This is a genomic window from Achromobacter insuavis (assembly GCF_902859645.1).
Lineage (GTDB): Bacteria > Pseudomonadota > Gammaproteobacteria > Burkholderiales > Burkholderiaceae_B > Achromobacter > Achromobacter insuavis.
Genome location: NZ_CADIJR010000004.1, coordinates 18,776 through 45,276, shown reverse-complemented (window position 1 = coordinate 45,276; position 26,501 = coordinate 18,776). Strand labels below are relative to the sequence as shown.

The 26,501-nt window shown below is 68.8% G+C and carries 29 protein-coding genes; 4 read left to right on the top strand and 25 right to left on the bottom strand.

Annotated elements, in window-relative coordinates; genetic code table 11:
• Window positions 1–91 precede the first annotated feature (91 nt).
• From H0523_RS04040 to H0523_RS04025, 4 genes are read right to left on the bottom strand one after another with little or no spacing between them, the layout of a single operon-like run.
• Complete coding sequence (locus H0523_RS04040) at window positions 92–907, bottom strand: SDR family NAD(P)-dependent oxidoreductase (protein ID WP_054429375.1); 816 nt, start codon at window positions 905–907, stop codon at window positions 92–94.
• Window positions 904–1,692 carry a citryl-CoA lyase gene (locus H0523_RS04035; RefSeq protein WP_054429376.1) on the bottom strand — a complete coding sequence of 263 codons (789 nt, stop codon included), beginning with the start codon at window positions 1,690–1,692 and terminating at the stop codon, window positions 904–906. The genes H0523_RS04040 and H0523_RS04035 overlap by 4 nt, the downstream gene beginning before the upstream one ends.
• The gene (locus H0523_RS04030; RefSeq protein WP_054429377.1) at window positions 1,689–3,194 is read right to left on the bottom strand and encodes a class I adenylate-forming enzyme family protein; all 1,506 of its coding nucleotides are present in this window, start codon (window positions 3,192–3,194) and stop codon (window positions 1,689–1,691) included. The genes H0523_RS04035 and H0523_RS04030 overlap by 4 nt, the downstream gene beginning before the upstream one ends.
• An 11-nt stretch (window positions 3,195–3,205) precedes the next feature.
• Window positions 3,206–4,195: a Bug family tripartite tricarboxylate transporter substrate binding protein gene (locus tag H0523_RS04025; RefSeq protein WP_054429378.1), complete on the bottom strand. Its 990-nt coding sequence runs from the start codon at window positions 4,193–4,195 to the stop codon at window positions 3,206–3,208.
• A 102-nt stretch (window positions 4,196–4,297) separates the two neighbouring features.
• On the opposite strand from H0523_RS04025, the gene H0523_RS04020 reads away from it, so the two are divergent.
• Window positions 4,298–5,074, top strand: coding sequence for an IclR family transcriptional regulator (locus H0523_RS04020; protein WP_054429379.1), 777 nt, complete (start codon window positions 4,298–4,300; stop codon window positions 5,072–5,074).
• Here the strand turns inward: H0523_RS04020 and H0523_RS04015 are convergent.
• The 4 genes from H0523_RS04015 to H0523_RS04000 all read right to left on the bottom strand — a co-directional run bounded on the left by H0523_RS04015 (window position 5,044) and on the right by H0523_RS04000 (window position 8,687).
• Window positions 5,044–5,589, bottom strand: coding sequence for a DUF934 domain-containing protein (locus H0523_RS04015; RefSeq protein ID WP_054429380.1), 546 nt, complete (start codon window positions 5,587–5,589; stop codon window positions 5,044–5,046). The two genes, H0523_RS04020 and H0523_RS04015, sit on opposite strands and share 31 nt — an antisense overlap.
• Window positions 5,582–7,318: a nitrite/sulfite reductase gene (locus tag H0523_RS04010; protein WP_054429381.1), complete on the bottom strand. Its 1,737-nt coding sequence runs from the start codon at window positions 7,316–7,318 to the stop codon at window positions 5,582–5,584. Before H0523_RS04010 ends, H0523_RS04015 begins: the two co-directional genes overlap by 8 nt.
• Window positions 7,319–7,485: 167 nt before the next feature.
• A complete protein-coding gene (locus H0523_RS04005) occupies window positions 7,486–7,677 on the bottom strand; it encodes a DUF2970 domain-containing protein (protein WP_006390012.1) in 192 nt (63 codons plus the stop codon).
• 86 nt (window positions 7,678–7,763) lie between these two features.
• Window positions 7,764–8,687, bottom strand: coding sequence for a LysR family transcriptional regulator (locus H0523_RS04000; RefSeq protein ID WP_054429382.1), 924 nt, complete (start codon window positions 8,685–8,687; stop codon window positions 7,764–7,766).
• A 295-nt stretch (window positions 8,688–8,982) separates the two neighbouring features.
• Here H0523_RS04000 and H0523_RS03995 point away from each other — a divergent pair, with 295 nt between their 5' ends.
• Window positions 8,983–10,317 carry a DUF3100 domain-containing protein gene (locus H0523_RS03995; RefSeq protein WP_054429383.1) on the top strand — a complete coding sequence of 445 codons (1,335 nt, stop codon included), beginning with the start codon at window positions 8,983–8,985 and terminating at the stop codon, window positions 10,315–10,317.
• A gap of 57 nt (window positions 10,318–10,374) precedes the next feature.
• Here the strand turns inward: H0523_RS03995 and H0523_RS03990 are convergent, their stop codons facing one another.
• From H0523_RS03990 to H0523_RS03940, 11 genes are all read right to left on the bottom strand, one after another.
• Window positions 10,375–10,959 (bottom strand): hypothetical protein, encoded by a 585-nt coding sequence (locus H0523_RS03990; protein WP_054429384.1) that lies wholly within the window; start codon window positions 10,957–10,959, stop codon window positions 10,375–10,377.
• Between the two features lie 228 nt (window positions 10,960–11,187).
• Window positions 11,188–11,793, bottom strand: coding sequence for a glutathione S-transferase (locus tag H0523_RS03985; RefSeq protein WP_054429385.1), 606 nt, complete (start codon window positions 11,791–11,793; stop codon window positions 11,188–11,190).
• A 25-nt stretch (window positions 11,794–11,818) separates the two neighbouring features.
• Window positions 11,819–13,525: an FAD-dependent oxidoreductase gene (locus H0523_RS03980; RefSeq protein ID WP_054429386.1), complete on the bottom strand. Its 1,707-nt coding sequence runs from the start codon at window positions 13,523–13,525 to the stop codon at window positions 11,819–11,821.
• 5 nt (window positions 13,526–13,530) lie between these two features.
• Window positions 13,531–14,271, bottom strand: coding sequence for an SDR family NAD(P)-dependent oxidoreductase (locus H0523_RS03975; protein WP_054429387.1), 741 nt, complete (start codon window positions 14,269–14,271; stop codon window positions 13,531–13,533).
• Window positions 14,272–14,279: 8 nt separating this feature from the next.
• Window positions 14,280–15,035, bottom strand: a complete 756-nt coding sequence (locus H0523_RS03970; protein WP_054429388.1) for an SDR family NAD(P)-dependent oxidoreductase — start codon at window positions 15,033–15,035, stop codon at window positions 14,280–14,282.
• A 13-nt stretch (window positions 15,036–15,048) separates the two neighbouring features.
• Window positions 15,049–15,768, bottom strand: a complete 720-nt coding sequence (locus tag H0523_RS03965) for an ABC transporter ATP-binding protein (protein ID WP_082385858.1) — start codon at window positions 15,766–15,768, stop codon at window positions 15,049–15,051.
• Window positions 15,761–16,525, bottom strand: coding sequence for an ABC transporter ATP-binding protein (locus H0523_RS03960; RefSeq protein WP_054429389.1), 765 nt, complete (start codon window positions 16,523–16,525; stop codon window positions 15,761–15,763). The genes H0523_RS03965 and H0523_RS03960 overlap by 8 nt, the downstream gene beginning before the upstream one ends.
• The gene (locus H0523_RS03955; RefSeq protein ID WP_054429390.1) at window positions 16,522–17,526 is read right to left on the bottom strand and encodes a branched-chain amino acid ABC transporter permease; all 1,005 of its coding nucleotides are present in this window, start codon (window positions 17,524–17,526) and stop codon (window positions 16,522–16,524) included. The genes H0523_RS03960 and H0523_RS03955 overlap by 4 nt, the downstream gene beginning before the upstream one ends.
• Entirely contained in the window at window positions 17,523–18,425 is a 903-nt protein-coding gene (locus H0523_RS03950) for a branched-chain amino acid ABC transporter permease (protein WP_054429391.1), read from the bottom strand. Before H0523_RS03950 ends, H0523_RS03955 begins: the two co-directional genes overlap by 4 nt.
• Window positions 18,426–18,486: 61 nt before the next feature.
• Window positions 18,487–19,698 (bottom strand): ABC transporter substrate-binding protein, encoded by a 1,212-nt coding sequence (locus tag H0523_RS03945; RefSeq protein WP_054429392.1) that lies wholly within the window; start codon window positions 19,696–19,698, stop codon window positions 18,487–18,489.
• A gap of 78 nt (window positions 19,699–19,776) precedes the next feature.
• Window positions 19,777–20,568: an SDR family NAD(P)-dependent oxidoreductase gene (locus tag H0523_RS03940; protein WP_054429393.1), complete on the bottom strand. Its 792-nt coding sequence runs from the start codon at window positions 20,566–20,568 to the stop codon at window positions 19,777–19,779.
• A 226-nt stretch (window positions 20,569–20,794) separates the two neighbouring features.
• Here H0523_RS03940 and H0523_RS03935 point away from each other — a divergent pair, with 226 nt between their 5' ends.
• Complete coding sequence (locus H0523_RS03935) at window positions 20,795–21,451, top strand: GntR family transcriptional regulator (protein WP_231689816.1); 657 nt, start codon at window positions 20,795–20,797, stop codon at window positions 21,449–21,451.
• 491 nt (window positions 21,452–21,942) lie between these two features.
• Here H0523_RS03935 and H0523_RS03930 read toward each other — a convergent pair whose 3' ends face one another.
• The gene (locus H0523_RS03930) at window positions 21,943–22,593 is read right to left on the bottom strand and encodes a carbonic anhydrase (protein WP_054429394.1); all 651 of its coding nucleotides are present in this window, start codon (window positions 22,591–22,593) and stop codon (window positions 21,943–21,945) included.
• Window positions 22,594–22,757: 164 nt separating this feature from the next.
• On the bottom strand, window positions 22,758–23,093 hold the full coding sequence (locus H0523_RS03925) for an FxLYD domain-containing protein (RefSeq protein WP_054429395.1): 336 nt from the start codon (window positions 23,091–23,093) through the stop codon (window positions 22,758–22,760).
• A 460-nt stretch (window positions 23,094–23,553) separates the two neighbouring features.
• On the opposite strand from H0523_RS03925, the gene H0523_RS03920 reads away from it, so the two are divergent.
• Complete coding sequence (locus tag H0523_RS03920; RefSeq protein ID WP_054429396.1) at window positions 23,554–23,925, top strand: PsiF family protein; 372 nt, start codon at window positions 23,554–23,556, stop codon at window positions 23,923–23,925.
• Between the two features lie 85 nt (window positions 23,926–24,010).
• Here H0523_RS03920 and H0523_RS03915 read toward each other — a convergent pair whose 3' ends face one another.
• The 4 genes from H0523_RS03915 to catC are packed head-to-tail and all read right to left on the bottom strand — an operon-like array spanning window position 24,011 to window position 26,474.
• Window positions 24,011–25,051: a cyclase family protein gene (locus H0523_RS03915; protein ID WP_054429397.1), complete on the bottom strand. Its 1,041-nt coding sequence runs from the start codon at window positions 25,049–25,051 to the stop codon at window positions 24,011–24,013.
• A gap of 3 nt (window positions 25,052–25,054) precedes the next feature.
• On the bottom strand, window positions 25,055–25,834 hold the full coding sequence (gene pcaD / locus H0523_RS03910; RefSeq protein WP_054429398.1) for a 3-oxoadipate enol-lactonase: 780 nt from the start codon (window positions 25,832–25,834) through the stop codon (window positions 25,055–25,057).
• 55 nt (window positions 25,835–25,889) lie between these two features.
• Window positions 25,890–26,186 (bottom strand): YciI family protein, encoded by a 297-nt coding sequence (locus tag H0523_RS03905; protein ID WP_054429399.1) that lies wholly within the window; start codon window positions 26,184–26,186, stop codon window positions 25,890–25,892.
• 12 nt (window positions 26,187–26,198) lie between these two features.
• On the bottom strand, window positions 26,199–26,474 hold the full coding sequence (catC, locus tag H0523_RS03900) for a muconolactone Delta-isomerase (protein WP_054429400.1): 276 nt from the start codon (window positions 26,472–26,474) through the stop codon (window positions 26,199–26,201).
• Between the last annotated feature and the right edge of the window lie 27 nt (window positions 26,475–26,501).

The window sequence follows — 26,501 nt, the reverse complement described above, 5'->3', positions numbered from 1 at the left end:
GCATGAGGACGCGGCCTGATCGCGGCCGCCGCGTCACGCGATCCGGACATGCTGCTGGACCGCGCCGCCGCTTTCTTCCCCGCGTTTCGCCTCACGCGTATTTGCCCGTCAGGCCCCCGTCCACCAGCAATTCCGTGCCGGTGATGTACGACGCTTCATCCGACGCCAGGAACGCCACCGCGTTCGCCACTTCCCACGGCGTGCCCATGCGGCCCATCGGCACCTGCCGGTCGCGCGCCGCGCGCGCGGCTGCCAGATCGTCCTTGGCGAACATGCCGGCTACGTTCTTCGCGACGCGCGGCGTATCGATCAGGCCCGGAATCACCGTGTTGACGCGGATGCCGTCGGCCGCATACTGCTGCGCCGCCATGCGCGCGAAATGGATCACCGCGGCCTTGCTGACGCTGTAGGCCAGGTGGGGATAACCGGTGTAGCGGATGCCGGCGATCGACGACACGGTGACGATGGCGCCGCCGCCCTGCGCGCGCATCACGGGCGCCAGCAGGCGCGTGGCGATCAGCAGGCTGGTGACGTTGACGCGCTGGATGCGGTCCCAGTCGGCCAGGTCGATGTCTTCCGGGCCGCCGATCTTGCCGATGCCGGCGTTGGCCTGCAGCACGTCGATGCGGCCGTAGTGGCCGAGCGCCGCGTCCACGGCGGCCCGCATGGCGTCCGCGTCGGCCACGTCGGCTTGCAGGGGCAGCGCCTGGCCGCCGGCGCGTTCGACTTCATGCGCCGCGTCCTCGGCCGCCGCCCGGTCGGCGTCCAGCGCGATGATGGCCGCGCCCTGGCGCGCCAGGGTCACGCAGCTGGCCTTGCCGATGCTCCAGCCGGCGGCCGACGAACCCGCCCCGGCCACCAGCGCGACCTTGCCCGCCAGCCGCGCGCCGGGCGCGGGCGGGATCACGACGGTTCTCCGTCGCGCTGGTGCGACTTGCCCTTGCCGACGTAGGGAATGGCGTGGTCGATGGTTTCCCAGATGTAGCGGCCGGACGGGCTCTGCTGCTCCTCGGCCACGTGCGACACCAGGCCGGCGGCGCGCGAGATGACCGCAAAGCCGCGCATCAGCGCGGTGGGCACGCCGATCTCGCTGAGCAGTGCGGCGACCGCGCCGGTGGCGTTGATGGTGATGTGCTTGCCGTAGGTCTCGTCGATCGCCGCCGCCAGCAGCCGCAGCGCCTTGAGCGAATCGCCGGACAGGTCCGGCTCGGCTTCGGCCAGCGCCAGCAACTTGATCGAACGCGGGTCGTCGGGCTTGTGCAGGTGATGGCCGAAGCCCGGCAGCGGCTGGCGGCTGGCGCGGAATTCGCGCGCGATCGCCAGCGCCTCGGCGCGGCCGTCGGCGGCCTGGCGGATGCGGTCCAGCAGGCGCGAGCAGTTCTCCATGGTGCCGACGAACTGGCTGCCGACCGCCATCAGGCCGGATGCCACCGCGCCCTGCAGGTTCTCGGGCGCGCTCATGTAGATCAGGCGGGTGGCGATGGCGCTGGGCGTGAGGCCGTGCTCCATCAGGGTCACCAGCACCGCGTCGACGATGCGCATGTCCACCGGCCGCGCCTCGCGGCCCAGGATCTGCATGATCATGACTTCGGTGAAGGTCTTCTTGCCGATCAGGTCTTCCACCAGGTCGACGTCGCGGTACGACATGCCGGTGAGGTGATGGGCGCAGAGGCGGGTTTCGGGCGTGTTCATGAAGACTCCTTGAGGGCCGCGTCGCGTACGGCGTTCTTGAGCACCTTGCCGACGGGCGAGCGCGGCAGGCTGTCATGGATGTGGATCTGCTTGGGCGTGGCGACCGGGCCGAGCAGGCCGCGCACGTGCGCCTTGAGCGCATCGGCATCGGCGGGCGCGCCGGGATGCAGCTGCACCGCGGCGTGGACGGCTTCGCCCCACTTGTCGTCGGGCAGGCCGAACACCGAGCATTCGTATACGGCGGGGTGGGCCGACAGCGCGTTCTCGACGTCGACGGGATAGATGTTGAAGCCGCCGGTGATGATGACGTCGCGCAGCCGGTCCTTCAGGAACAGGTAGCCGCGCGCGTCGATCAGGCCGGTGTCGCCGGTGTGCAGCCAGCCATCGACGATGGTCTCGGCGGTCTTCTCGGGCAGGCGCCAGTAGCCCGACATCACCAGGTCGCCGCGCACCACCACTTCGCCGATCTCGCCGCGCGGCAGCAGCGCGCCGGCCGGGTCCATGATGGCGACGTCCGACAGCCAGGTGACGCGGCCGACCGAGGCGCGGTTGTCGGGCGATTCGAGGTCGGCGGGGCGCAGCACCGTGACGATCTGCGGCGCCTCGGTCTGGCCGTAGGTGGTGCCCAGCACCGGGCCGAAGAAGGCGCGGGCGCGTTCGATCTTCTCGGGCGGCATCGGCGCGCCGCCGTAGATCAGGTTGCGCAGCGCCGGAAAGTCGGCGCGCGACACGCCCGGCTGCGCCATGATCATGTAGATCAGCGTCGGCGGCATGAAGCTGAGGGTGCCGCCGCGTTCGCGGAAGGCGGTGGTGATCGAGGCCGGCGTGGCGCTGTCGAGCAGCACGTGGGCGCCGCCGCGCGCCAGCACCGGCAAGAGGTAGGTGCCGGTGCCGTGCGTGACGGGCGCGGCGACCACGTAGCGGTCCTCGTGCGTCAGGCCCCAGCTGTGGATCTGGTTGATGATGGCGGCGTTCCAGGCGTGATAGGGCTGCATCACGCCCTTGGGCAGGCCGGTGGTGCCGCCGGTGAATTTGATTGCCTGGGTGGCGTCGCGCGGCAGCGCGTGGCGCAGCGGTTCGCGCCCGACGCCGCGTTGCAGCAGGGTGTCGACATCCAGGCCGGCGGCGTCCGCCGACAGGCTGACGCGGTGCGGCGCGCCCGCCGCGACCAGGGCGTCGCCGGCGCCGTCCACCATGACGATGGACGGTTCGGTGGCATCCAGGATGCGCCCGATCTCGCGCGCCGTGCTGCGGGTGTTGAGCGGCACCCAGACCTTGCCGCTGGCCAGCACCGCCAGCAGCGCCAGGATGTGGCGACCGGTGTTGCCGGCGCAGAGGGCGACGCGGGTCTGCGGCGCCGGGTCCAGGTCCTGCAGCGCGGCCGCCAGCGCGCGCACCTGCGCGGCCAGCTGCTCGTACGTCACCTGGCCCTCGGGCGCGTCCAGCGCCACGCGCTCCGGGTATTGCTCGGCGGCGCGGAAAAAGAAATCGATCGGGTACACCCTGGTGCTCCTCAGTTGGCTTTGATGTCGGCGCGCTTGACCACGGCGCTCCATTTGTCGATTTCGCTGGCGATCTTCTTGCCGAAGGTCTCGGGCGTGTTGGGCGGCTGCGGCGCGTAGAAGCCCGATTGCTGGAACGAGGCCAGCAGCGCCGGATTGGCCAGCGCCTTGTTCATGGCCTGGTTCAGGCGCTCGATGACCGCTGGCGGGGTGCCGGCGGGCGCCATCAGGCCGAACCACGATTCGACGTCGAAGCCGGGCAGGCCGGACTCGGCCAGCGTCGGCACGTCGGGCACGGCCGGCAGGCGCTGCGGCGAGGTGACGCCGATGGCGCGCAGCTTGCCGGCCTGCACGTGCGGCAGCGACGAGGGCAGGTTGTCGAACATCGAGTCGACCTGGCCGCCCAGCAGGTCGGCCACCGCCGGGCCGCTGCCGCGATAGGGCACGTGCAGGATGTCGGTGCCGGTCTGCATCTTGAACAGCTCGCACGACAGGTGGATCGACGAGCCGCTGCCCGACGAGGCGCAGGTCAGCTTGCCGGGATGGGCCTTGGCGTAGGCCAGGTATTCGGGCACGGTCTTGACCGGCAGCTTGGGGTTGACCACCAGGATGTTGGGGATGGTCGCCAGCAGGCCGATCGGCTTGAAGTCCTTGATGAAGTCGTAGTTGAGCTTGCTGTAGAGCGTGCGGTTGATGGTGTTGGCGATCGAGCCGACGTACAGCGTGTAGCCGTCGGGCGCGGCGCGCGAGACGATTTCGGCGCCGATGTTGCTGTTGGCGCCGGTCTTGTTCTCCACCACGATGGTCTGGCCCAGTTCCTCGTTCAGGGCCTTGGCCACCAGGCGCGCGACGATGTCGGTGGCGCCGCCGGCGGCATAGCCGACCACCAGGGTCACCGGGCGTTCGGGATAGGGCTTGGCGGCCTGGCTGGCGGTCGCGAATGCCAGGGCGCCCGCCAGGGCCGCGGCGCTGGCGGCCAGCCGCCTGCTGAATGTCTGCATGGTTGTCTCCGTCTCGTTTGTCTAATATCTGGACAGATCTTTGCCTGCCCGATTTCATATTGGGCTTTGATAAGCGCCTCAGCAACGCAAGGTGTCCAGAAAATGAACAAGACGGAAAGCGATGACGGCGGGCCGCGGGTGCTGCGGCGCGGGCTGCGGGTGCTGGGCGTGTTGCGCCAGGCGGGGGCCGCCGGCATGCACGTGACCGACATCGCGCGCGCCGCCGGCATGCAGCGCTCCACCGTGTACCGCTATCTGGACGTGCTGGCGCAGGAGGGTTACGCGCTGCGCGAGCCGGATGCGCCGCACTGGCGCGTGGCGGAGCTGGGCGTGATGATGGCCGGCGATCCGCACGCCGAAGCGGTGCGCGGCCTGCGGCCGGTGCTGCGGCAGATCAGCGATGTCAGCGGCGATTCGGCGTTCCTGATCTGCCGTGCCGGCGGCGATTCGCTATGCCTGCATCGCGAGGTCGGCAACTACCCGGTGCAGGTGCTGGCGGTGACGATCGGCCATCGCCAGCCGCTGGGCGTGGGCGCGGCTGGCCTGGCGCTGCTGGGCGCCCTGCCGCCGGCCGAGGCCGACGAGGTGATCGCGCAGAATGAACAGGCCCTGCGCGCCTATGGCGGCATGACGGTGGCGCAGATGCGGCGGCTGGCCGAGAACGCCCGCGACCGCGGTTGGGCGGTGGTGGGCAATGCCGCCGTGCCGGGCGTGCTGGGCGTGGGGGTGGCGCTGTGCGACGCCAGCGGCTATCCGCGGCTGGCGGTCAGCGTGTCGAGCCTGATCGACCGGATGCAGGCGCCGCGCCAGCGCGCGATTGCGGAATTGATCCGCGCCCAGCTGGGGCGTCAGGCCTGGGCGGGCGCCGGCGCGCGGTAGGTCTTCTGGTAATGCACCGTGAAGGTCTTGAACGCATCCAGCGCCTTGCGCGGGTCATGGCCCGGCTTGACCAGGAAGCTGTCGAAGCCGACGCGCGCCTGGTAGTGGATGGTGTCGATCATCACGTCGCCCACCGCCCGCAGCTCGCCGGTCCACTGATAGCGGGTGCGCAGCAGTTGTGCCAGCGAGTAGCCGCGGCCATCGGTGTAGACGGGGAAGTCCACCGCGATGAAGGCGATGCCCGCCGGGTCGAGCGTGCCGTCGGCTTCCAGCAGGTCGCGCAGGTCGGCGTCCGGCCCCAGCAGGACCGCGACCGGATGGCGATGGCGGCGCAGCGTGGCGTGCGAGGCTTTCCAGGTGGCCAGCGGCACGATCCAGCCGGGCTCGTCGGTCGGCACCTGGCCGTCGGCCGCCACCTCGGGGTCGGGCACGAAGGGGCGGGCGCTGTCGGCTTCCAGCCGGCCGTTGCGGATCAGGTGCGGGCCGGGCGCGTCGTGGGCATAGAGCTCAGACATGGGCGGCCTCCTGCGCGGGCTTGGCAAAGGCGGGGTCCGAATAGACGTCCTGCTTGAAGGGATCAATGCCGACCCGGTCCACCACGTCGATGAAGCGTTCTTCTTCGCTGTCGCGCAGCCCCAGGTAGGTCTGGATCAGGCGGTCGACCACGCCCGGCACCTGGTCGCGGGCGAACGACGGGCCGATGATGCGGCCGATGGCGGCGCCGCCGCCCTTCGTCGATTCGATGTCGGGCAGCGGCTTGGCGGCGCCGTTCTGGCGGCCGCCGATGGTGACCTGGTACCACTCTTCGCCGGCCTTATCGACGCCCAGGATGCCGATGTGGCCGACGTGGTGGTGGCCGCAGGAGTTGATGCAGCCGGAGATGTTCAGGTCAAGTTCGCCGATCTCGAACAGGTAGTCGAGGTTGTCGAACTGGCGCTGGATGGCCTCGGCCACGGGGATCGACACGGCGTTGGCGAGCGCGCAGAAATCCCCGCCCGGACAGGCGATGATGTTGGTCAGCAGGCCGACGTTGGGCGTGGCCAGGTTCAGCGCCTCCAGCTTGCCCCACAGTTCGTGCAGGCGGGCGCGGCGCACATCGGCCAGGATCAGGTTCTGCTCGTGCGACACGCGCAGTTCGCCGAAGCCGTATTCATCGGCCAGCGCGGCCACCGCGTCCATCTGGTCGGCGGTGATGTCGCCCGGCGGCACGCCGGTGGCCTTGAGCGAGACGGTGACGGCGGCGTAGCCCGGCGTCTTGTGGGCGTGCACGTTGGTGCGGACCCAGCGCGCGAAGCGCGGATCGGCGGCGGCCAGCGCCGCGGTGTTGTCGGTGTCGTTGGCCGCGGCCGCGTCGTATTGCGGCCAGATGAAGCGCGCGGCGATGGTGTCGACGAATTCCTGCGTGATGGTGTCGGGGCCGCCCTTGATCAGCTGCCACTGTTCGTCCACCTGCTGCGCATAGACTTCCGGCGTCAGGTCCTTCACCAGGATCTTGATGCGCGCCTTGTACTTGTTGTCGCGGCGGCCATGCAGGTTGTAGACCCGCAGCGCGGCCTGCATGTAGGTCAGCAGGTCCTGCCATTCGACGAAGGGGTTGATCAGCTTGCCGACGATCGGCGTGCGGCCCATGCCGCCGCCGACCCAGACGCGGAAACCGAGCTTGCCATCGCGCTCGACCGCCTGCAGGCCGATGTCGTGCACGCCGACCGCCGCGCGGTCCTGCACGGCGCCGCTGACGGCGATCTTGAACTTGCGCGGCAGGAACGCGAATTCGGGATGCAGCGTGGACCACTGGCGGATGATCTCGCACCACACCAGCGGGTCGATCAGCTCGTCCGGCGCGACGCCGGCGAAGTGGTCGGTGGTGGTGTTGCGGATACAGTTGCCGCTGGTCTGGATGGCGTGCATCTGCACCGTGGCCAGTTCGGCCAGGATGTCCGGCACGTCTTCCAGCTTGGGCCAGTTGAACTGGATGTTCTGGCGCGTGCTGAAGTGGCCGTAGCCGCGGTCCCACTTGCGCGCGATGTGCGCCAGGGTGCGCAGCTGGCGCGAGGCCAGGATGCCGTAGGGGATGGCCACCCGCAGCATCGGCGCGTGGCGCTGGATATACAGGCCGTTCTGCAGGCGCAGGACGCGGAAATCATCTTCGGTGAGCTGGCCGTCGAGGAAGCGGCGCGTCTGGTCGGCGAACTGCGCCACACGCTCTTCGACAAGCTGCTGGTCGACGGGGTCATACACGTACATGTCTACTGCCCTTGAGGTCTTCTCGGTCTGGTCCCCGCAAGCGTGGCCCGCCGTGGGCGGGGACTGGGGGATTCATAACCGTAACAGGCAGCCGCTTCGAGCGTCTAAGTCATTCTGGTAATAAGCGTATGCCCTCCACGCCCGGGGGGATTCCCCAACGGTGGGGCCTACAGCGCGGCGTTGACCGCCCAGCGCGCCACCAGCACCAGGATCACGACCAGGCAGGCCGCCATCAACAGGCCGGTGAGGATCAGCGGGGCGGGTTTGTTGTGGGCGATGTCGGCGTCGTAACCGCGGCCGCGGCGCACGCCGAAAAAGCCCCACAGGACGGATTTGACCGTGCGCAGGAAGCTGAGCATCGGGATGGTCTCCTGAAAGGGGATGCGCCCACTGTAGCCGCCCCGGCGCGGGCGGGGCAGATGCAGATTCGCCCCAGGCGACCGTATCAGATGGCGCCGGCGGCGGGCGTGCCGATGCCGCGCACGATGTGGTCCAGCAGTTCGCGCGCGGCTGGCGAGATGTGGCGGCCGGCGCGGCTGAGCACGTGCAGGCTGCCCTGGTTGAGGATGGGGTTGGCCAGCGGCAGGCTGGCCAGGCGCATCGCGGCCATGTCGGCGGTGACCGCGATGGGCGGCGTCAGGGCGTAGCCGATGCCGGTGGCGGCGAACTGCCACAGCGCCTTGAACGACGAGGTGGTCAGCACGTTGCGCAGCCGCACCTGTTCGCTGATCTCGGCGGCCTGGATGTGCTGGCGCACGCCGAAGCCTTCCTGCATCGAGGCGCCGGGGTACTCGACCAGGTCGGTCAGCAGCAGCGGCCGTTGCAGGCGCGTCAGCGGATGTTCCTGGCGCACGATGGCGCGGATCGGCTCGGGCCGCGAGTAGTGCGTGCGCAGCCGGGCGTCGTTGGGCGGCTGGAACACCAGCCCGATATAGGCCAGGTCGTCGACGATGCGCTGCACGATCTCGGAGGTGCGGGCCACGTCGATGTCCAGCGTCACCTCGGGATGGCTGCGCCAGTAGCCGGGCAGCACCCGGTCGAACATCAGCTCGACGAAGCCTTCGCCCAGCACCAGGTCGATGTGGCCGCGCTCCGCCTTGCGCAGGCTGTCGATTTCCGAGAAGAAGCTTTCCTGGATGTTCTGCTGGCGCTTCACGTAGCGCGCCAGGATGTGGCCGGCGTCGGTCGGCACCACGCCGCGGCCGCGCCGCTCGAACAGGGCCATGCCGCAGTCGCGCTCCAGCGCCGCGATGGCGCGGCTGACGGCGGACGGGTCCATGTTCAGCACTTCGGCGGCGCCGCGCACCGAACCCCGGCTCATGACCTGCATGAAGTAATGGGTGCGGCGGGCGTCGAGTTTTTCGTCCATGGCGGTGCTCCGTGGCGCAAAGACATCGGTTCGGTCTGCAATATATTGAGGGTTTACCCTTATGTATTGCTGGTTCTTGCAAAAAATTCCCTGTCTAGGGGCATCCGTTGCATTTTACGCAACACATTAGCCCTGGCGGTGTCATGGTTGGCGCGCCGGCCCCCGGGCGAAAATCGCCGCTGCCGCCCGCTCGCCCCGCGAGCCGCCCCGTACCGGCCCTCCAGCCCGGGGGCGACCGCCGTGGAGGCGCCGATCGGGCCGCTCCAATACCTACTCACGTACTCAGGGGAATCCGATGTCTCATGCCGGCGCCAGCCTGGCCATGCCCGCCATGCCGCTATCCAGCCGCATCCGCATGCTTGTCGCCATCTTGCTGGTGGTGCTCGTGTCCGAAGCGATCGGCAGCGCCACCTTCGCGGTGGGTCCGGGCAAGATCGTTCTGCAGCCCATGCTCTGGGCCATCTTCATCGGCGCGGTGGTGGCCGCCGTCGGCCAGCGCCTGCCGTCCGGCGTCGGCATCGACACCGCCATGCAGACCCGCATCAGCGGCTACCTGCAGTACGCGCTGCTGCCGTTCCTGGCCAAGCTGGGCCTGATGGTCGGCGGCTCGCTGCCGCAAGTGCGCGAGGCCGGCTGGGCCCTGGTGTTCCAGGAGTTCGGCCACTTCTTCGGCACCATGGCCATCGGCCTGCCGCTGGCGCTGCTGCTGGGCATCAAGCGCGAAGCCATCGGCGCGACGTTCTCGGTGGGCCGCGAGCCCAGCCTGGCGATCATCGGCGAGCGCTACGGCATGAATTCGCCCGAAGGCCGCGGCGTGATGGCCGAGTACATCACCGGCACCGTGATCGGCGCGCTGTTCGTGGCGCTGATGGCCGGCTTCATCACCAGCCTGAACATCTTCGATCCGCGTTCGCTCGCCATGGGCGCCGGCGTGGGCTCGGGCAGCATGATGGCCGCGGGCGTGGGCGCCATCGCCTCGCAGCAGACGCCGGAAGTGGCGCACCAGGTGGCCGCGCTGGCCGCCGCCGCCAACCTGCTGACCACGGTGGTGGGCGTCTACTTCACGCTGTTCATTTCGCTGCCGACGACCATCTTCCTGTACGGCAAGCTGGAGCCGGTGCTGGGCCGCTTCTCGCGCGCCAAGGCCGAAACCGCCGCCGACACCCCGGCCGCCACCGAGGCGCCGTCGCATGCCGTGAAGATGGGCTTCGGCGACCGCCTCACGGCCTACGCCGTGTGCGGCCTGTTCGCGCTGGTCGGCAACCAGTTCGGCTACAAGGTGCCGATCCTGGACGCGCTGCCCGGCATGCTGATCATCATCCTGCTGGTCGTGATCGCCGACCTGCTGCTGCGCGTGGTGCCCAAGCTGCCCGCCGTGGCGGTGCTGTCGCTGATCGCGATGACCGTGGGCTGCCCCGGCGCGGTGCCGTATTCGGACCAGATCATCGCCGCGGTCAACAAGGTCAACTTTCTGCCGTTCACGACGGTGATCCTGGCCATGGCCGGCCTGTCGATCCTGAAGGACCTGCCGGCCTTCCGCAAGCTGGGCTGGAAGATCGTGGTGGTGTCGCTGGCGGCCAACGCCGGCACCTTCCTGGGCGCGACGATGATCGCCGAGTTCTTCCACTGATCGGGCGTCGCCGTCCGGCAAGTGAAAAGCCGCCCTGTGGGCGGCTTTTTTTTACGCTCAGGTGCGGGCGTTGGGCCGGTAGCGCGCGTTGTCGGTGACGTTCTCGGTCGGGCCGATGTTCTCGACCTTGGGGATGCCGAGACCGGCGGCCTTCATGGCCACGGCGGTCTGCAGTTCCTGCACCTGCGGATTGCCCATGGCCACGCGGTAGGGCTGCAGCGGCGTCAGGCCCTCGATGGTGCCGAGGTCGTTGGCGGTGTCGGCGCGCAGCGCCACCGGGTCGGGGCGCGCCGAGAATTCGTCGATGGCGCGGCGCAGGCGCGCGTCGGCGTACAGGTCGCGCAACTGGTCGACGTTGACGGCGGCGGGCGCGGCGGCCGCGGCGGCAACCGCCGTGGATGGCGTGTTTGTGACGGCGCGGCTGGCATCGGCGTCGTCGGCGCGCGGCGCGGGGGCAGTGCGGGCGATGCGCTGGGCCTGCCAGGCGGCCTGCGCCTGCGCGCTGCGTTGCGCCTGGCGCGTGGCGGCGTTGCGGGCGGCCCATTCGGCTTCCCAGACGGGGCGGGTGTCGTCCAGCAGCGGGATGCGCGCGGCATACGGCGGGGCGACGCGGGCGATGGGGGAGACGGCGGTCACGTTCATGCGTGGGCTCCCTGTTCTGTGGGGTCTACCAATTGGTCCGGCGGGGACCTTGGAAGTTCAATATAGACGGCCGTCGGCGCAGCGGTATGTCGATCTGTAAGAAAAAAAAGCCCCTGGCAAGCGCCAGGGGCGAGCGGCGGGCCCAAGAGGGCGCGCCGTACCGGGCGGCCGTTGCGCCTGGAGCCCGGCGGGTTCTCCAGGCCTGGCGGCCACCCAAACCGGAGCGGGTCAGGCGTGCGGCAGCGTCGCCTGCATCGACGGGCGCTGGTTGAACGCCTTGAACCACGCGGCGACGGCGGGGTGGCCGGCGCGCCAGTCGAAATCGGGATAGCGGAAGTCCAGGTAGCCCAGGGCGCAGCCGACGGTGATGGTGCCGATGTCCAGGCGGCCTTCCAGGCGGGCGGCGGTCTTTTCGAGCAGCGCCAGGCCGTCGCGCACCTTGCCCATCTGGCCTTCGTACCAGCCGTCCCAGCGCAGCGGCTCGGGACGCAGCACGGTCTCGTAGCGCGCCAGCAGCGCCGCGCCCAGCATGCCGTCGCCCAGCGATTGCTCGGCCAGCGCGGCCCAGCGCGCGGCGCCGGCCGGGAACAGCGCGCCCCGGCCCAGGTCGTTGAGGTATTCGCAGATGACGCGGCTGTCGAACAGGCGCTGGCCGTCGTCGGTGATCAGGGTCGGCACCTGGCCCAGCGGGTTGTCGGGGATGATGTTCTGGTCGCGGGCTACGGGGCCGGCGGCGCTGGGCAGCTTTTCGATGCGGTCGGCCAGGCCCAGTTCGTGGGCGATGACCATGCATTTGCGCACGAAGGGCGAGGCGGGCGAGAAGTAGATCTTCATGGGTGTCCTTGTCGGTGGGGGAGCGTCAGTGTTGGCCACGGGCCAGGTGTTGTCCAGCGACCCAGCCGAAAGTCAGCGCGGGCCCCAGCGTGATGCCGGGCGCGGGATAGGCGCCGCCCATGACCGAGTGCATGTCGTTGCCGGCCACGTAGAGGCCGGGGATGGCCCGGCCGCTGGCATCCACGGCCTGGGCATTGCCGTTGGCCGCGATGCCGCAGGCGGTGCCGATGTCGCCGGCATAGACCTTGACCGCGTAGTAGGGGCCGGCGCCGAGCGGGGCCAGGCAGGGATTGGGTTGGTGTTCGGGGTCGCCCAGGTAGCGGTTGTAGGCGGTGCCGCCCTTGCCGAAGTCGGGGTCCAGGCCCTGCGCCGCGTGTTCGTTGTAGCGCGCCACGGTGGCGTGCAGCGCGTCCGGCGGCACGCCCAGCTTTTGCGCCAGCGCTTCCAGCGTCGGCGCCTGCAGCAGGTAGCCGGCGTCGATCAGGTGCTGGCGCGGGCGGCCGCCGGGCAGCGCCAGGCCCAGGCCCCAGGTGTCGATGAAGCGCTGATCGCACAGCAGGAAGGCGGGCATGGTCGGCGCCTGTTCGTGGCTGCGGTACATGGCCTGCACGAAGGCGTGGTACGAGGTCGATTCGTTGACGAAGCGGCGGCCGGCGCCGTTGACGGCGATCAGGCCCGGCTTGGCGCGGTCCCACACCAGGTGCGGATAGTGCAGCCGTTTGCCGCCGGGTTGTTCCAGGATCGAGACCGGGGCCCAGAAGGCGGGGCTGGAATGGCCCTGGCCCAGCGCCGCGCCGGCGTCCTCGGCCAGGCGGATGCCGTCGCCGGTATTGTCGCGCGGCGACATCGACCAGTCGTCGGTGGGGTGGGGATAGGTCTGGCGGCGGCGCGTCGAATCCCACGGAAAGCCGCCCGTGGCCATGACCACGCCACGGCGGGCGCGGATGTTGATGCGCCGGCCCTCGTGTTCGACGGTGGCGCCCAGCACCGCGCCGTCGGCGTCGCGCAGCAGCGCCAGCGCCGGCGTGTTGAGCCAGTACGGCACCTTGCGCGCCAGCATGGCGTGGAACAGTTGCGCGGCCAGCGCGTTGCCCAGCAGCAGGCGGGTGCCGCGGTGGTAGCCGCGCAGGCGGTCCGCGCCATAGCGCAGCACCAGCTTCATGGCGTGGCGCCACGAGGCGAACGCGCGGGTGGCGCGCAGCAGGTGGCGCACGTCGGTGATGGTGACCATCATGCCGCCCAGCACCGTGAATTCCTTGAGCGGATCGCGCAGCGTCTTGAAGTGGCGGCCCAGCTTGCGGCCGTCGAATTCCACCGGATCGAGCGAGCGGCCGCCCATGGCGGCGCCGGGCAGGTCGGGGTAGTAGTCGGGCGAGGCGGTGCGCGCGGCCACCTGCAGGAAGCCGCGCGCGACCAGGTCATCCATCATGCGCGGGCCGGCGTCGAGATAGGCGCGCTTCATCTCGTCGGAGGCCGCGGCGCCGACGGTTTCCTGCAGATAGGTCCAGACCTTGTCGAAGCTGTCCGGATGGCCGGCGGCCTCGGTCTGCGCGTTCAGCGGTATCCATAGCGCGCCGCCGGAAATGGCGGTCGAGCCGCCGATGCGGTCGGTCTTCTCGATGAGCAATACGTCCAGGCCCGCCACGCTGGCGGTCAGCGCGGCGCTCATGCCGCCCGCGCCCGAGCCGACCACGAGCGCGTCGACTTCCTTGTCCCACTTGATGCTGTCCATGCTGCCTATGCTCCCGACCCGCCCAGCGACTTGCCGCCGTCCACGAAAATCACCTGGCCGGTGATGAAGTCCATTTGCGGCGAGGCCAGGAACGACACCGCGTTGGCCACGTCTTGCGGCTGGCCGGCGCGGCCCGTGGGCTGCAATGCCAGCTGGGCCGCCAGGCGCTCGGCGCTCAGGTTGCGCAGCAGCGGCGTGTCGATCAGCCCGGGGGCGATGGCGTTGACCAGGATGCCGCGCGGCGCCAGCTCCATGGCCGAGGCGCGGGTGTAGCCCACCAGCGCGGCCTTCGAGGCCACGTAGTGCGGATGGTTGCGCGCGCCCAGGTAGGCGCGCGAGGCGATGTTGACGATCTTGCCGCCGGCGGCCATGTCGCGCGCGGCTTCCTGCGTCAGGGTGGCGACGGCCAGCAGGTTGACGTCGAACATGCGGCGGTAGTCGTCGCTGGAGACGTCGAAGAACTTGCGCTCGTCGAACAGGCCGGCGTTGTTGACCAGCGCCGCCAGCGGCGCCAGTTCGCGCACCAGGGCGCGGGTGGCGTGTTCGTCGGCCAGGTCGACCACGCGGTAGTCCACGTCCAGGCCCCGCGCGCGCAGCGCCTGGGTTTCCTGGCCGGCCAGGGCCGCGTTGCGGTCGGCCATGACGACCCGAAAGCCGTCGCGCGCCAGCCGTTCGACGATCGCCAGGCCCATGCCGCTGGCGCCGCCGGTCACCAGCGCGGTGCCACGAGAATTGAGGGGTTCCATATCGATTCCTATACGGCCAGGTAGCCGCCGTCCACCGGCAGCACCACGCCATTGACGTAGCTGGCCATGGCCGAGGCCAGGAACAGCACGGGGCCGACGATCTCGTCGGCGCGTCCGGCCCGCGCCATGGGCGCGCGCCGCATGTACCAGTCGGTGCCGTGGGCCTGGGCGCGCTGGCCGGCGGTCATCTCGGTTTCCATCAGGCCGGGGGCGACGGCGTTGACTCGCACGCCGTGCGGCGCCAGGTCGCGCGCCAGCACTTCGGTGAAGGAGCGCACGCCGCCCTTGGAGACCACGTAGCCGGCGGTCGAGATGCCGCAGCCGTAGGCCACGATCGAGCACAGGTTGACGATGGCGCCGCGGCTGGCCTTGAGCTGTTCGACGAAGGCGTGGGTGACGTTGAAGGTGCCTTGCAGGTTCACGTTCATCACGCGCTCCCAGATCTGCGGCGTCTGCGGATCGTCGAACGGCGCCCGCGCCGAGATGCCGGCGTTGTTGACCAGCACGTCGATGGCGCCATGGCGCGCCTCGCACTCGTCGGCGAAGGCGCGCACCGCGGCGGCGTCGGTCACGTCCAGCGCGGCATCGATGGCGCGGCCGCCGGCGGCCGCGATGGCCTGGGCGCTGGCGCGGGCCAGGGCGGGATCGAGGTCGGCCACGATCACGGTGGCGCCTTCGCGGGCGAAGCCCTGCGCGATGGTGGCGCCCAGGCCGCGTCCGGCGCCGGTGACGAGGACTCGCTTGTCTTGCATCATCAGGGTCATGGTGTGTTGGCTCCTAGCCACCCAGGTAGGCGCGCTGCACGCCTTCGTCGCTGGCCAGCGCGGCCGATTCGCCTTCCAGCGCGATCTCGCCGTTTTCCAGGATGTAGGCATAGCTGGACACCGACAGCGCCAGCTTCACGTTCTGTTCCACCAGCAGGATGGTGATGCCCTGCTCGCGGTTCAGGCGCAGCACGATGTCGAAGATCTGTTCCACCACCAGCGGCGACAGGCCCATGGACGGCTCGTCCAGCAGGATCATGCGCGGGCGGGCCATCATGGCGCGGCCGGTGGCCAGCATCTGCTGTTCGCCGCCCGACAGCGTGGCGGCCTTCTGCTCGAAGCGCTCGCGCAGCCGCGGGAAGGTGTCGCAGACCATGTCCAGGTCGGCCTTGACCGCCAGGCGGTCCTGGCGCAGGTAGGCGCCCATTTCCAGGTTTTCGCGCACGCTCATCTCGCGGAAGATCTCGCGGCCTTCCGGCACCTGCACGATGCCGCGGCCGACGATGGCGTCGGCCGGCTGGCGGTGTATCGGTTCGCCGGCAAAGCGCACGCTGCCCGCGGTGGGCGTCACCAGCCGCGAGATCACGTTGAGCGTGGTGGACTTGCCGGCGCCGTTGGCGCCCAGCAGCGCGACGATGGCGCCTTGCGGCACCTTCAGCGACACGTCCTGCAGGGCGCGGATATTGCCGTAGGCGGCGCTGACCGATTCGACTTCAAGCAGGTTCTCAGCCACCGGCGGCTCCCTTGCCCAGATAGGCTTCGATGACGCGGGGGTTGCTGCGCACCTCCGCGGGCGTGCCTTCGGCGATCTTCTCGCCGAACGACATGACGGTGATGCGATCGGAGATCGACATCACCAGCTGCATCACGTGCTCGACCAGCAGCACCGTGATACCGTCGCGTTCGCACAGTTCGGTGAGGATGTGGTCGAGTGTCTCGATCTCGCGGTTGCGCAGGCCGGCGGCGGGCTCGTCCAGCAACAGCAGCTTGGGCGAGATGGCCAGCGCGCGCGCCAGTTCCAGCATCTTCTGGCGGCCGAAGTCCAGGCTGCACGCGGGCGTGTCGAGGAAATCGGCCAGGCCGACGCGTTCCAGCAGGTGCTCGACGCGTTCGCGCGCCTCGGCATTGGCCGGGCGCAGCAGGCGCGAGGCCGTGTTGGCGCCGTGCGCATAGGTGCCCAGCAGCGCGTTCTCGCGCACCGTCAGCGCGCTGAACAGTTCCAGGTTCTGGAAGGTGCGGGCCACGCCCAGCGCGGCCATCTCGTGCGGCTTCTTCTTCGTGATGTCGACGCCGTCGAAGACGATGCGCCCCTGCGTCGGCCGGTAGTAGCGCGAGACGCAGTTGAAGGTGGTGGACTTGCCGGCGCCGTTGGGGCCGATCAGCGCGTGAATGCGGCCGCGCTCGACCTGCATCGACAGGCCGTTGATGGCGGTGAGGCCGCCGAACTTCACCGTCAGGCCCTGGACGTCGAGGTAGGGTTGGGCGCTCATGCCGCGCTCCTTTGCGAGGGTTTGGCGGCGCCGCCATGGGCGTCCCGGCGCGCGGGCAGCGGGGCGGCCGGCGGCGGCGCGCGGCGGCGCGCCTCGCGGCTGGCGAACAGGCCCTTGGGCGCGAACATCATGAAGCCCATCAGGATCACGCCGTAGATGATTTCCTGGAACGACAGCGCCTGGCGCAGCAGCTCCGAGATCAGGCCGAAGCCGATCGCGCCGGCGATGGCGCCGCGCACCGAGCCGATGCCGCCCACCACTACCATGGTCAGGATCAGGATGGTGGTCTGGAAGCCCAGGCTTTCCGGGTGGATGAACGAGGCGAAGGTGGTGTACATGCCGCCGGCGATGCCGGCGTAGGCGGCCGACAGCGTGAAGGCGGTGCGCTTGATGGCGTTGACGTTCACGCCCATGGCCTGCGCCGCCACGTCGCTCTCGCGCACGGCGCGAAAGGCCGAGCCCAGCTGCGAGCGCGACAGCGCCACGGTGATCCACAGCAGCAGCGCGGCGATCGCGACCACGAACGGATAGGCCTTGATGTCGGACACCAGTTCATAGCCGAACAGCGTGGCCGGCGAAATGCGGAAGCCGTTCGAACCATTGGTCACCGACTGCCAGTTCAGGAACACCCACTGCATGGCCTCGCCGAAGGCGAAGGTCGACAGCGCCAGGTAGATGTCGCGCATGCGCAGCGCCAGGGCGCCGATGACGTAGCCCAGCAGCGCGGCCAGCAGCCCACCGGCCACGATCGACACGAAGAAGGGCGGATGCCACAGGTTGTTGATCAGCCCCGCCGTATAGATGCCGACGCCGTAGAACGCGGCGTGCGACAGCGCGAACTGCCCGGTCTCGCCGATGACGATGTGCAGGCCCAGGGCCAGCACCACGAACACCATCAGCAGGTTGACGACATAGATCACATAGCCGCTGGCGACGAACGGCAGGGCCGCCAGCGCCACGGCCATCAGCGCCAGCAGGGCGCGGTCGGTCTTGGATTTCATACTTTTTTCACCTGCAGTTTGCCGCCCAGCAGGCCTTGCGGACGCAGCAGCAGCACCACCATGATGGCCACGAAGGGCGCCACCACGATCGCGTTGGTCGAAATGAACAGGCCCACCAGGTTCTCGGCCACGCCGATCACGAAGCCGCCGACCACCGCGCCGGGCAGGCTGGTGATGCCGCCGACGATGGCGGCCGCGTAGGCCAGGATGGCGATGTGGCCGATGTCCGGCGTGATCAGGATCTTGGGCGTGATGAGCAGCGCGGCCACGGCCGAGATCAGCCCGGACAGCGCCCACACCATCATGCGGATGCGCGTCAGGTTCACGCCCACCAGGCGCGCGGCCTTGGGGTTCATGCCGATGGCGCGCATGGCCTTGCCCACGCGGGTGTAGGTGAACATCCCGTACAGCAGCAGCATCACGCCCACGGCCACCGCGAAGATCACCAGGTCCAGCTGCGTCAGCACGGCGTCGCCGATGATGATGGCGTCGGTCGGCGCCAGCGGCGGCAGCGAGCGCGGCGTGTCGCCCAGGCCGGTCTGGCGCACCAGCCCCTTCAGGGCATACGCCAGGCCCAGCGTGGCGATCACCATCTGCACCCCCACGCCCCTGGAGGCGATGACGCGCTCCATGACGACGCGCTGGAACAGGCCGGAGACCGCCGCCACCACCAGCAGCGTGACCGGAATGACGACCAGGTAGGGCCAGCCCATCACCAGGGTCAGGAACAGGGCGATGTAGCCCCCGACCATGAAGATCTCGCCCTGGGCGAAGTTGGGCACGTCGGTGGTCTTGAAGATAATGACGACGGCGACCGCCAGCAGCGCGTAGACGCTGCCCGTCACCAGTCCCGACAGCACCCCCTGCTGCAGGAACAACCAGATATCGGCAAAGCTCATGATGGTCTCCGGCGGTCCGCGCGGCGCTGCGCCGCGGCGCGGACCTGGCCTGTGGCGGCGGTTACGGCTGGTACTGCCAGACGCTCTTGAAGGCGCCCGGCACGAGCGACATGTTGGTGCCGTCGAACTTGATGTAGATGGCCGATTCCTGCGCGGCGCGGTCGTTCGGGCCGAACTCGATCGGGCCGGCCATGACGCCGGAATCGAACTTCATGGTCTCCAGCGCGGCCAGCACCTTCTCGCGGGTGGGCTGCGGGCCGGCGGCCTTGAGGGCGTTGACCACCGCCATCGCCGGCGGCAGGCCGTAGGGCATGTAGGTCTGCGGGTGGCCAGGCTTGGCGGCCAGGTCCGGATAGGCCTGCTTGTACATGTCGTAGACCCAGGTCAGCTTCGAGCCGCCGGGCACGTCGGCCAGCACTTCCTGGATGTAGACGTTCTTGAAGGCGTCCTTGTTGCCGACGTTCTCGACCAGCTGCTTCAGGTCGGCGGTGCCGTTGACGGCCAGCACGATGGGCTTGTTCCAGCCCAGTTCCTGCGCTTTCTTGATGATCAGCGCGGCGGGGCGGGCATAGGTCGTCAGCAACAGCACGTCCGGGTTGCCGGCACGGATCTTGAGCATCGGCGCGGTGACGTCGGTGATATTGGGATTGACCGATTGCACCTGCAGGTTCACGTTGCCCAGCTGCTTGGCCTGGGCCTGCGCGGCTTCCAGGTTCCAGCCGCCGTAGGCGTCGTCGTGGTTGATGTAGCCGATCTTGGCGGCCTTCAGGTGCTCATTGGCGAACTGCACCATCGAGCCGCCCACGGCGTGCTGCGAGATCGAGAACGCGCCGTAGATGTACTTGGACGGCGGATACAGCGCGCCGTCGCCGGAGGCGTTGAGCATGACCAGCGGCACCTTCTCGCGCTCGACGTATTCGCGCGCGGCCACCACGGCGGCCGAGCACGAACCGCCATTGAGCAGGAACACCTTGTCCTGCTCGGTCAGCTTCTTGACGGCCGCCACCAGGTCATTGGCGTTGCAGCGGTCGTCCTCGATCACCAGTTCGATCTGGCGGCCGTTGATGCCGCCTTCCCTGTTGACCTTGGCGTACCACATCTTGGCGGCGTTCAGCACGTCGAAACCGTAGGCCATGCCGCTGCCCGAGAGGGGCGCGAACAGGCCGATGCGGATGGTCTTGTCGGTGATGCCGGGTTCCTGCTGGGCCTGGGCGGAGGCGCCCAGGGCAAGGGCGCATAGCGCGGCGGCCGCGTGGCGGCGAAGGTGCTTCATGGTTTGTCTCCCGTTTTTTGAGTGCGCGCCTTTATCCATGGCGCGTTGCTGCGTGGCGGCGATGCCGCCGGATTGGGTTCACTGCATGCGGTAGCCACCGTTCACGTCGATGACGCTGCCGGTGATGTAGCCCGCTTCTTCCGAGGCCAGGAAACGCACGGCCGCGGCGACGTCGTCCACCGTGCCGATGCGGCCCAGCGGAATCGCCTGCGCCGCGGCCGCCAGCGCGCCGCTGCTGGTGACGGTGCTGCGCAGCATGTCGGTGTCGATCAGCCCCGGCGCGATGCCGTTGACGGTGACGCCCAGGTGCGCCGATTCGCGCGCCATGGCCTTGGTCAGGCCCAGCACGGCGGACTTGGCGGCGATGTACGAGGCGCTGGAGCGATAGCCGCCCAGCTGCGCGGCGACCGAGGTGAAGGTGACGATGCGGCCGTGCTGGAGCGGCGCGGCTTCGCGCCGCCGCAGGTAGGCGCGGCCGCACAGGAACACGCCGCGCGCGTTGACGGCGAAGCTGCGTTCCCAGATGTCGAGCGTGGTGTCCTTGATCAGCGGGCGTTCGCCGTTGGCCTGGAACAGCAGCAGGCCGGCGGCGCTGACCAGCACGGCGATGGGGCCGTGGGCCTGTTCGATCTGGTCGAACGCCGTCTCGACGGCGTTTTCGTCGCTGACGTCGAAGGCATGGGCGCTGTGCGGCGCGCCGAGTTCATCGGCCACGCGGCCGGCGCGCTGGGCATCCACGTCCGACACCACCACGCGGTAGCCGGCGCGGGCCAGCTCCTGGCAGATGGTGGCGCCGATGCCGCCGCCGCCGCCGGTGACAAGCGCGAGCCGCGGGGCCGGGCCCGCGGCCGGCGTGGATACATTGGACATGCTGTCTCCTGTTGCGCGGATTCGCCTGCCTTGGAAGGGGCGTCCGCTGATCTGAATTTTTGGCGATTATGTATACATGGAGGGATGGCAGGTATAGGGGATTTCCCGTAGTTGAGCGGTGGCCTTGATCGTTCTCATTGGGGAAAGCCCTAGCGCAGTGGTAAGGGGCGGTGTCGCATGTATTCTTCATGTATACAATGCGGGCATGGATACGCTATCTCAACACGTGACCGATACGCTGCGGGACTGGGTGCTGCATGGCAAGTTCAGCCCCGGGGCCCGTCTGGAGGAAATCCCGCTGGCCGAGAAGCTGGGGGTGTCGCGCACGCCGGTGCGTGCGGCCCTGGCGACGCTGGGCAACGAGGGGTTGCTGGAGCATCTGCCCAAGCGCGGCTATACGGTGCGGGCCTATGACATCGCCGAGATCGTGGCGGCCTACGAGGTGCGCGCGGCGCTCGAGGGCCTGGCCTGTCGGCAGGCGGCGCTGCGCGGCCTGTCGAATGACGCGGTGGCGGTGCTGAAGAACTGCCTGGACGAAGGCGACCGCATTCTCGGCAAGGGCGTGCTGCTGGCGGAGGACCATCTGCCGTATCAGCAGGTCAACATCACCTTGCACAACGGGATCCTGGAGGCGGCGGGCAATCCGTGGGTGAAGCGGTTCGCGACGCAGGCGCAGGCGATTCCGTATGCGTCGGATCGGATCATCCTGTGGGAGGACCACGGGATCATTCTGCGGTCGCATGATGATCATCATCGGATCGTCAATGCCATTATTGCGCGGGATGGAGCGCGGGCTGAGGATCTGATGCGGGAGCATGTCTATTATGCGGGGATCATTCTTAAGAATAATTATGAGAGGTTGGCGCAGGCCTATCGGGTTTGAGGGGATTGTTGGCGGTTGGGTTCTTTAGGCGCGGGTGACGGGGCAGGCGGGGGATGGCGGGGCTACGATTGCGGTCCGGAGCGTTCGCTCCGGACTTCCCCGTCGTCAACCTCGTCCGCCTTCGGCTCCCTACGGTTTCCCTCGGGCGCATCTACACGCCCCGCCATCCCCCGCCTGCCCCGTCACCCGCTCGCGATGAGACTTAACGGCCGTCGTTGGGGCGGGCTGGTTGCTTGGCGTTCTTGCCAACAATCGGGGGTGGGGGAGGGGCTTGCGGGGTCGCCAAAAGGCGGCCGCGCGGGCGGCCTTTTTTGGCGTTTGGGTGTCTGGCGTCGGAGGGATGACGCTGCGCGTTGGGGGTGAGGGGCGCGGGTGATGGTTCTGCGCTGGCGGCGGCGTTGCGGTGGCAATGACGTTGCGCCGGCGATCATGCGGTGCGCTTGGCGTGTGGCAGTGCACGCGGCGGCGGGGCCGCCGCGTTCGCGGAGCGATCAGTTGGGGAGGCCGGTTTCCAGGCAGGGGCTGAATTCGCCGGTGGCGGCGTCGCGCAGGAACAGGACGCCGGTGGCGACGCCGAAGTAGGTGCCGTGCAGTTCCAGTTCGCCGCTTTCGACGCGGCGGCGGATGGACGGGAAGGTCATCAGGTTCTTGAGGCTGTGGCCGATGACGGCGAGTTCGAGGCGCTTGAGGTTGGCGGCGCGGTCGTCGCCGCCGGGGCCGAGTTCGTCGGCGACGGGCGCGATCTGGGACATCCACTTGCCGATGAAGTCGCCCTTGGTCAGGGGCTTGGCGTCGTCGAAGAAGGCGCGGATGCCGCCGCAGGAGGCGTGGCCGAGGACGACGATGTGCTTGACGTTCAGGCCGTTGACCGCGAATTCGATGGCGGCGCTGGTGCCGTGGTACGAGGATTCGGAGTCGGGGTCACAGGGCGGGACCAGGTTGGCGACGTTGCGCACTACGAACATCTCGCCGGGGCCGGCGTCGAAGATGGCTTCGGGCGAGACGCGCGAGTCGCAGCAGCCGATGATCAGGATTTCCGGGCTTTGCCCAGTTTCGGCCAGTTTTTCGTAGCGGCTGCGTTCGGAGTGGAAGCGGCCGGCGAGAAAGGACTGATAGCCTTCGGTGAGTCTTTTGGGAAACATGATCTATTCACTTCCTTGGTAACGAGGCCGGGCATGCCGGCGTGCCGGCAGACGCAACAAGGGGCTTCGTGTGGAAGCCCCTTTTGTCGAGTCGGCTGTGGAATTTTCCCACAATTGGGCTGACGCCGGCTTGACTAAACCCTATCCAGATAAGGGTTTTTCGCCTACCGAGCGCGTATGTCCAGGGCGGTGACCTTGGCGAATTGCAGCGGCGTGATGGCGCGGATCATCTTGATCTGGCCCGGCGCCAGCGGGCCGATGTCGTCGTCGCGCACGCGGCCGATCTCGCGGCCCTGGTCGTCGTAGAGAACGAAAGTCAGCATGACGTAGTTGACGGCGCGCGCCGACTGGTTGGCGAGCGAACCGGTGATGGTGGAGACGTTTTCGTTGGTGTCGCGGATGGCCTGGATGTTGCCCAGCGTGACGCCGTACAGGCTTTGCGCCTGCGCGCCACCGGTCAGGCCGGCCAGCAATGCGAGGAAGGCAAGGGCGGTTTTCATGACGGTCTCCTGTGGGGCCCGGCTACCGGGTTGCCTTCGCCGCGGTCTCTGGCGTCGCGTGTCGGGGGCATGCGTCTATCTCACACCTTTCCCGACCCGGGCACAACGGCCCAAAGGGATGAATGGGTAACAGGTTGCAGGGGATAGCCGCAGATTCCTCTGCGGATGCCACAAGTGCATCGGAATGTCTCCAACTTGCGGGCGTTTCAGGCGGTTTAGGCGGGATTTAGGCGCGGTGGCGCGGGGGGACGGCGTGCGGTTTTCGCGGGAAAAATGGCGGCCGCCGGAGCACCTTTCTATAAGCTGAATGATCGCGGCGGCGTTAGCATTTGTTGTCCTTTCGGCGCTTGCGAAGCGTGCGGCTTTGTCCGATGATGACCACGCCGGCAACTTGGCCGGCGGATCTTGCGGCCCGGGCGTGCGCCAGATTGGCGCCGACGGGCGATCAAGGGAGGAACTCATGCTTTCCCGTACTAGCCAATTGGCTTCGGCCATCGTGTTGTCCGCCAGCTGCTTCGGCGCCGTCTACGCCCAGACGCCCGCCGCCACGCCCGCACCCGCCAAGACCCCCGCGCCCGCCGCCACGCCTGCCGCCAAGACGCCAACCCCGCAGCAGCAGCGCATGGCCGACTGCAACAAGTCGGCCGAGGGCAAGAAGGGCGATGATCGCAAGACGTACATGAGCGCCTGCCTGAAGGGCGAGGCGCCGCCGCCCGCCAAGCAGTTGACGCCGCAGCAGCAGAAGATGAAGGACTGCAACGCCAAGGCCGGCGAGCAGAAGCTGACCGGCGACAAGCGCAAGACCTTCATGAGCACCTGCCTGAAGGGCTGAACACAGCGTTGAATCCGCGCAATGGAAAAGCGCCGGCCGTTGAACGGACCGGCGCTTTTTTCTGCGCGTTCCCCGCGGGGCGCGCCTACACCGTGGCGATCGGCGTGACCGGCGAACCGATCGCGTGCGGCAGTCGCAGCGGCGGCGCCGTCAGCATGAAGCGGTGGCGGCCGTTGGCCCGCAGCCACTCGGCCAGGTCCTTCAGGTACCACAGCTCGGCCAGAGGCAGGCCCAGCTTGAACAGGCAGTGGTGGTGCAGCGGCAGCATGGCGCGCGGGCCGGTCTTCTCGCGCGCGGGATAGGCTTCGACGGCGTAGTTGTCGGCGCAGATGGCGGCGATGCCGCTGTCGGTGATCCACTGCAGCAGCGCGGCGTCGGTGCCGTCGAGCGCGGCGCCGTAGGTGTGCAGCACCTCGGCGTCGGGCTTGCCGGCCATGGCGACCACGGCTTCGGCGTAGCCGGTGCGCAGCACCAGCATGTCGCCGGGCTCGATCTCGATGCCGTCCGTCTTCAGCACATGCTGGATCTCGGCGTGGCCGATCAGGGTGCGGCCGGGGCCGTAGTCGCGCGCCAGGTCCAGCAGCACGCCGCGGCCCTGCATGCCTTTCTGCGCCAGGTTCTCGACGCCGAGCTTCAGCGCGGCCGAGGGGCCGCCGCTGTTGCAGCCGCAGCCGGTGTGGTCGCCGTCGGCTGGGCCGATGACGTCGACGCCGGCCTGGTAGCCGTTGTAGTAGCGCAGCTCGGGCTTGCCGTCGCCGTCGGCGTCGAACAGCGCGCCGACGTGCGCCAGCGCGTCCCATTGCGTCGAGTACTGCATCGACAGCAGCACCTGGTCGTCGCTCAGCACGTCGACCGCGTCCGGGTTGACGTTGCGCAGCGGAAAGTTCAGGTAGGGCGTGTCGGCCAGCCGGGTCGGGCTCAACTGCGGCGGATGGCGCCGCGGGTTGAGCACGTTGCCGCCGGGCAGGTCCAGCGGCAGCGACAGGCAGAAGGTCTTGCCGGCGCGGATTTCACGCGCGCCTTTCAGGACCTGCTCTTCGGTGATGAGATTGAGGCGGCCGAGTTGGTCGTCGGGTCCGAAGTCGCCCCAGTTGGAGCCTTCGGGCCGATGGGTCCAGCGCTGCATGGCTTACTCCGCGAGGAAGTCGACCACCGCGCGGGTGAAGGCTTCCGGTTGTTCCCAGTTGGAGATGTGGGAGGTGTTCAGTTCGAGGTAGCGCGCGCCGTTGATGGCGCCGGCCAGTTCCTGGCCCTGCGCGGGCGTGGCGGCCAGGTCGTGGGTGCTGCTGATGACCAGCGTCGGCGCCTTGATGGCCGACACCTGTTCGCGGAAATCGGCGTCGCGCAGCGCGGCGCAGTTGCCCGAGTAGCCGGCGTCGGAGGTGCGGCGCAGCATGTCGACCAGCACCTGCGACAGGCCCGGCTCGGCGGCGCGGTAGCCGTCGGTGAGCCAGCGCTCGACCAGGGTCGGGGCCATCTTTTCCAGCGTCTGTTCGGCCACGGCGGCGATGCGGGCGCTCCAGCCTTCGGCCGAGCCGATGCGCGCGGCGGTGTTGCACAGGATCAGCTTGCCGATCAGCTCGGGCCGGTTCAGCGCCAGCCACAGGCCGGTGGGGCCGCCCATCGACAGGCCGCAGAAGTGGGCGCGTTCGATGCCCAGGTGCGCCAGCAGTTCGGCGACGTCGTTGCCCAGCTGCGCGAAGCTGTATTCGCCGTCGGGGATCGAGGATTTGCCGTGGCCGCGGGTGTCGTAGCGCAGCACGCGGAAGTGCTTGCTCAGCGCGGGAACCTGGCGCGCCCACATGTCGGCGTTGGTGCCCAGCGAATTGGAGAGCACCAGCACCGGCGCGTCGGCGGGGCCATCGATGACGTAGAACAGCCGTGCCTGGCTGAGATCGGCGTAAGACATGCGGAAAATCCTCGGGGAATGAAAGCGCGGCCACCCGGAGGCGGCCGCGTGGCGATTACAGGTGGCAGGTGCCGTCGATGTAGGCCTTGCGCCAGCGCGTGATGGTCACGCGCTGGAACAGCTGCGCCTGGGCGAAGGGATCGGCGTCGATGAACTGCTGCGCGGCCTCGCGCGTGTCCAGGTCGACGATGTACAGGCCGCCGCCCAGGTCCTTGCCGTCATCCTGCAGCTTGGCGCCGCAGGCCAGCAGCAGGTGCTTGTTGGCGTCCAGGTATTCCAGATGCGCGGCGCGATGCTGCTGGCGCATGGCCTGGTGGTCGGGCTTGTCGAAGGTTTCGATGATGTAGGGCATGGGCGGCTCCGTTCAGATCGCCGAGGGATGGCGCGCCAGCGCCGTCACCTGGATGTCCATGTAGGGGAACAGCGGCAGCGACGACAGCAGCGTGTGCAGCTCGTCGTTGTCCTGCACGTCGAAGATGCTGACGTTGGCGTAGCGGCCGACGACGCGCCACAGGCTCTTCCACTTGCCGTCGCGTTGCAGCTGCTGCGCCAGGGCCTTTTCGTCGGCCTTGAGCTTGTCGGCTTGAGCCGCCGGCATGTCGACGGGCAGATTGACCTGCATTTGAACCATGAACAACATGATGGGTGTCTCCAGGAAATCGGCCCC

Coding starts and splice junctions, on each gene's coding strand:
- H0523_RS03925 (WP_054429395.1), bottom strand. CDS start 23,093: ATGAAAACCGCCCTTGCCTTCCTCGCATTGCTGGCCGGCCTGACCGGT.
- H0523_RS04005 (WP_006390012.1), bottom strand. CDS start 7,677: ATGCTCAGCTTCCTGCGCACGGTCAAATCCGTCCTGTGGGGCTTTTTC.
- H0523_RS03920 (WP_054429396.1), top strand. CDS start 23,554: ATGCTTTCCCGTACTAGCCAATTGGCTTCGGCCATCGTGTTGTCCGCC.
- catC (WP_054429400.1), bottom strand. CDS start 26,474: ATGTTGTTCATGGTTCAAATGCAGGTCAATCTGCCCGTCGACATGCCG.
- H0523_RS04010 (WP_054429381.1), bottom strand. CDS start 7,318: ATGTACGTGTATGACCCCGTCGACCAGCAGCTTGTCGAAGAGCGTGTG.
- H0523_RS03960 (WP_054429389.1), bottom strand. CDS start 16,525: ATGAGCGCCCAACCCTACCTCGACGTCCAGGGCCTGACGGTGAAGTTC.
- H0523_RS03985 (WP_054429385.1), bottom strand. CDS start 11,793: ATGAAGATCTACTTCTCGCCCGCCTCGCCCTTCGTGCGCAAATGCATG.
- H0523_RS03975 (WP_054429387.1), bottom strand. CDS start 14,271: ATGGAACCCCTCAATTCTCGTGGCACCGCGCTGGTGACCGGCGGCGCC.
- H0523_RS04000 (WP_054429382.1), bottom strand. CDS start 8,687: ATGGACGAAAAACTCGACGCCCGCCGCACCCATTACTTCATGCAGGTC.
- H0523_RS03970 (WP_054429388.1), bottom strand. CDS start 15,035: ATGACCCTGATGATGCAAGACAAGCGAGTCCTCGTCACCGGCGCCGGA.
- H0523_RS04035 (WP_054429376.1), bottom strand. CDS start 1,692: ATGAACACGCCCGAAACCCGCCTCTGCGCCCATCACCTCACCGGCATG.
- H0523_RS04020 (WP_054429379.1), top strand. CDS start 4,298: ATGAACAAGACGGAAAGCGATGACGGCGGGCCGCGGGTGCTGCGGCGC.
- H0523_RS03940 (WP_054429393.1), bottom strand. CDS start 20,568: ATGTCCAATGTATCCACGCCGGCCGCGGGCCCGGCCCCGCGGCTCGCG.
- H0523_RS03980 (WP_054429386.1), bottom strand. CDS start 13,525: ATGGACAGCATCAAGTGGGACAAGGAAGTCGACGCGCTCGTGGTCGGC.
- H0523_RS03915 (WP_054429397.1), bottom strand. CDS start 25,051: ATGCAGCGCTGGACCCATCGGCCCGAAGGCTCCAACTGGGGCGACTTC.
- H0523_RS03945 (WP_054429392.1), bottom strand. CDS start 19,698: ATGAAGCACCTTCGCCGCCACGCGGCCGCCGCGCTATGCGCCCTTGCC.
- H0523_RS03930 (WP_054429394.1), bottom strand. CDS start 22,593: ATGTTTCCCAAAAGACTCACCGAAGGCTATCAGTCCTTTCTCGCCGGC.
- H0523_RS03995 (WP_054429383.1), top strand. CDS start 8,983: ATGTCTCATGCCGGCGCCAGCCTGGCCATGCCCGCCATGCCGCTATCC.
- pcaD (WP_054429398.1), bottom strand. CDS start 25,834: ATGTCTTACGCCGATCTCAGCCAGGCACGGCTGTTCTACGTCATCGAT.
- H0523_RS03905 (WP_054429399.1), bottom strand. CDS start 26,186: ATGCCCTACATCATCGAAACCTTCGACAAGCCCGACCACCAGGCCATG.
- H0523_RS04015 (WP_054429380.1), bottom strand. CDS start 5,589: ATGTCTGAGCTCTATGCCCACGACGCGCCCGGCCCGCACCTGATCCGC.
- H0523_RS03990 (WP_054429384.1), bottom strand. CDS start 10,959: ATGAACGTGACCGCCGTCTCCCCCATCGCCCGCGTCGCCCCGCCGTAT.
- H0523_RS03950 (WP_054429391.1), bottom strand. CDS start 18,425: ATGAGCTTTGCCGATATCTGGTTGTTCCTGCAGCAGGGGGTGCTGTCG.
- H0523_RS03955 (WP_054429390.1), bottom strand. CDS start 17,526: ATGAAATCCAAGACCGACCGCGCCCTGCTGGCGCTGATGGCCGTGGCG.
- H0523_RS04025 (WP_054429378.1), bottom strand. CDS start 4,195: ATGCAGACATTCAGCAGGCGGCTGGCCGCCAGCGCCGCGGCCCTGGCG.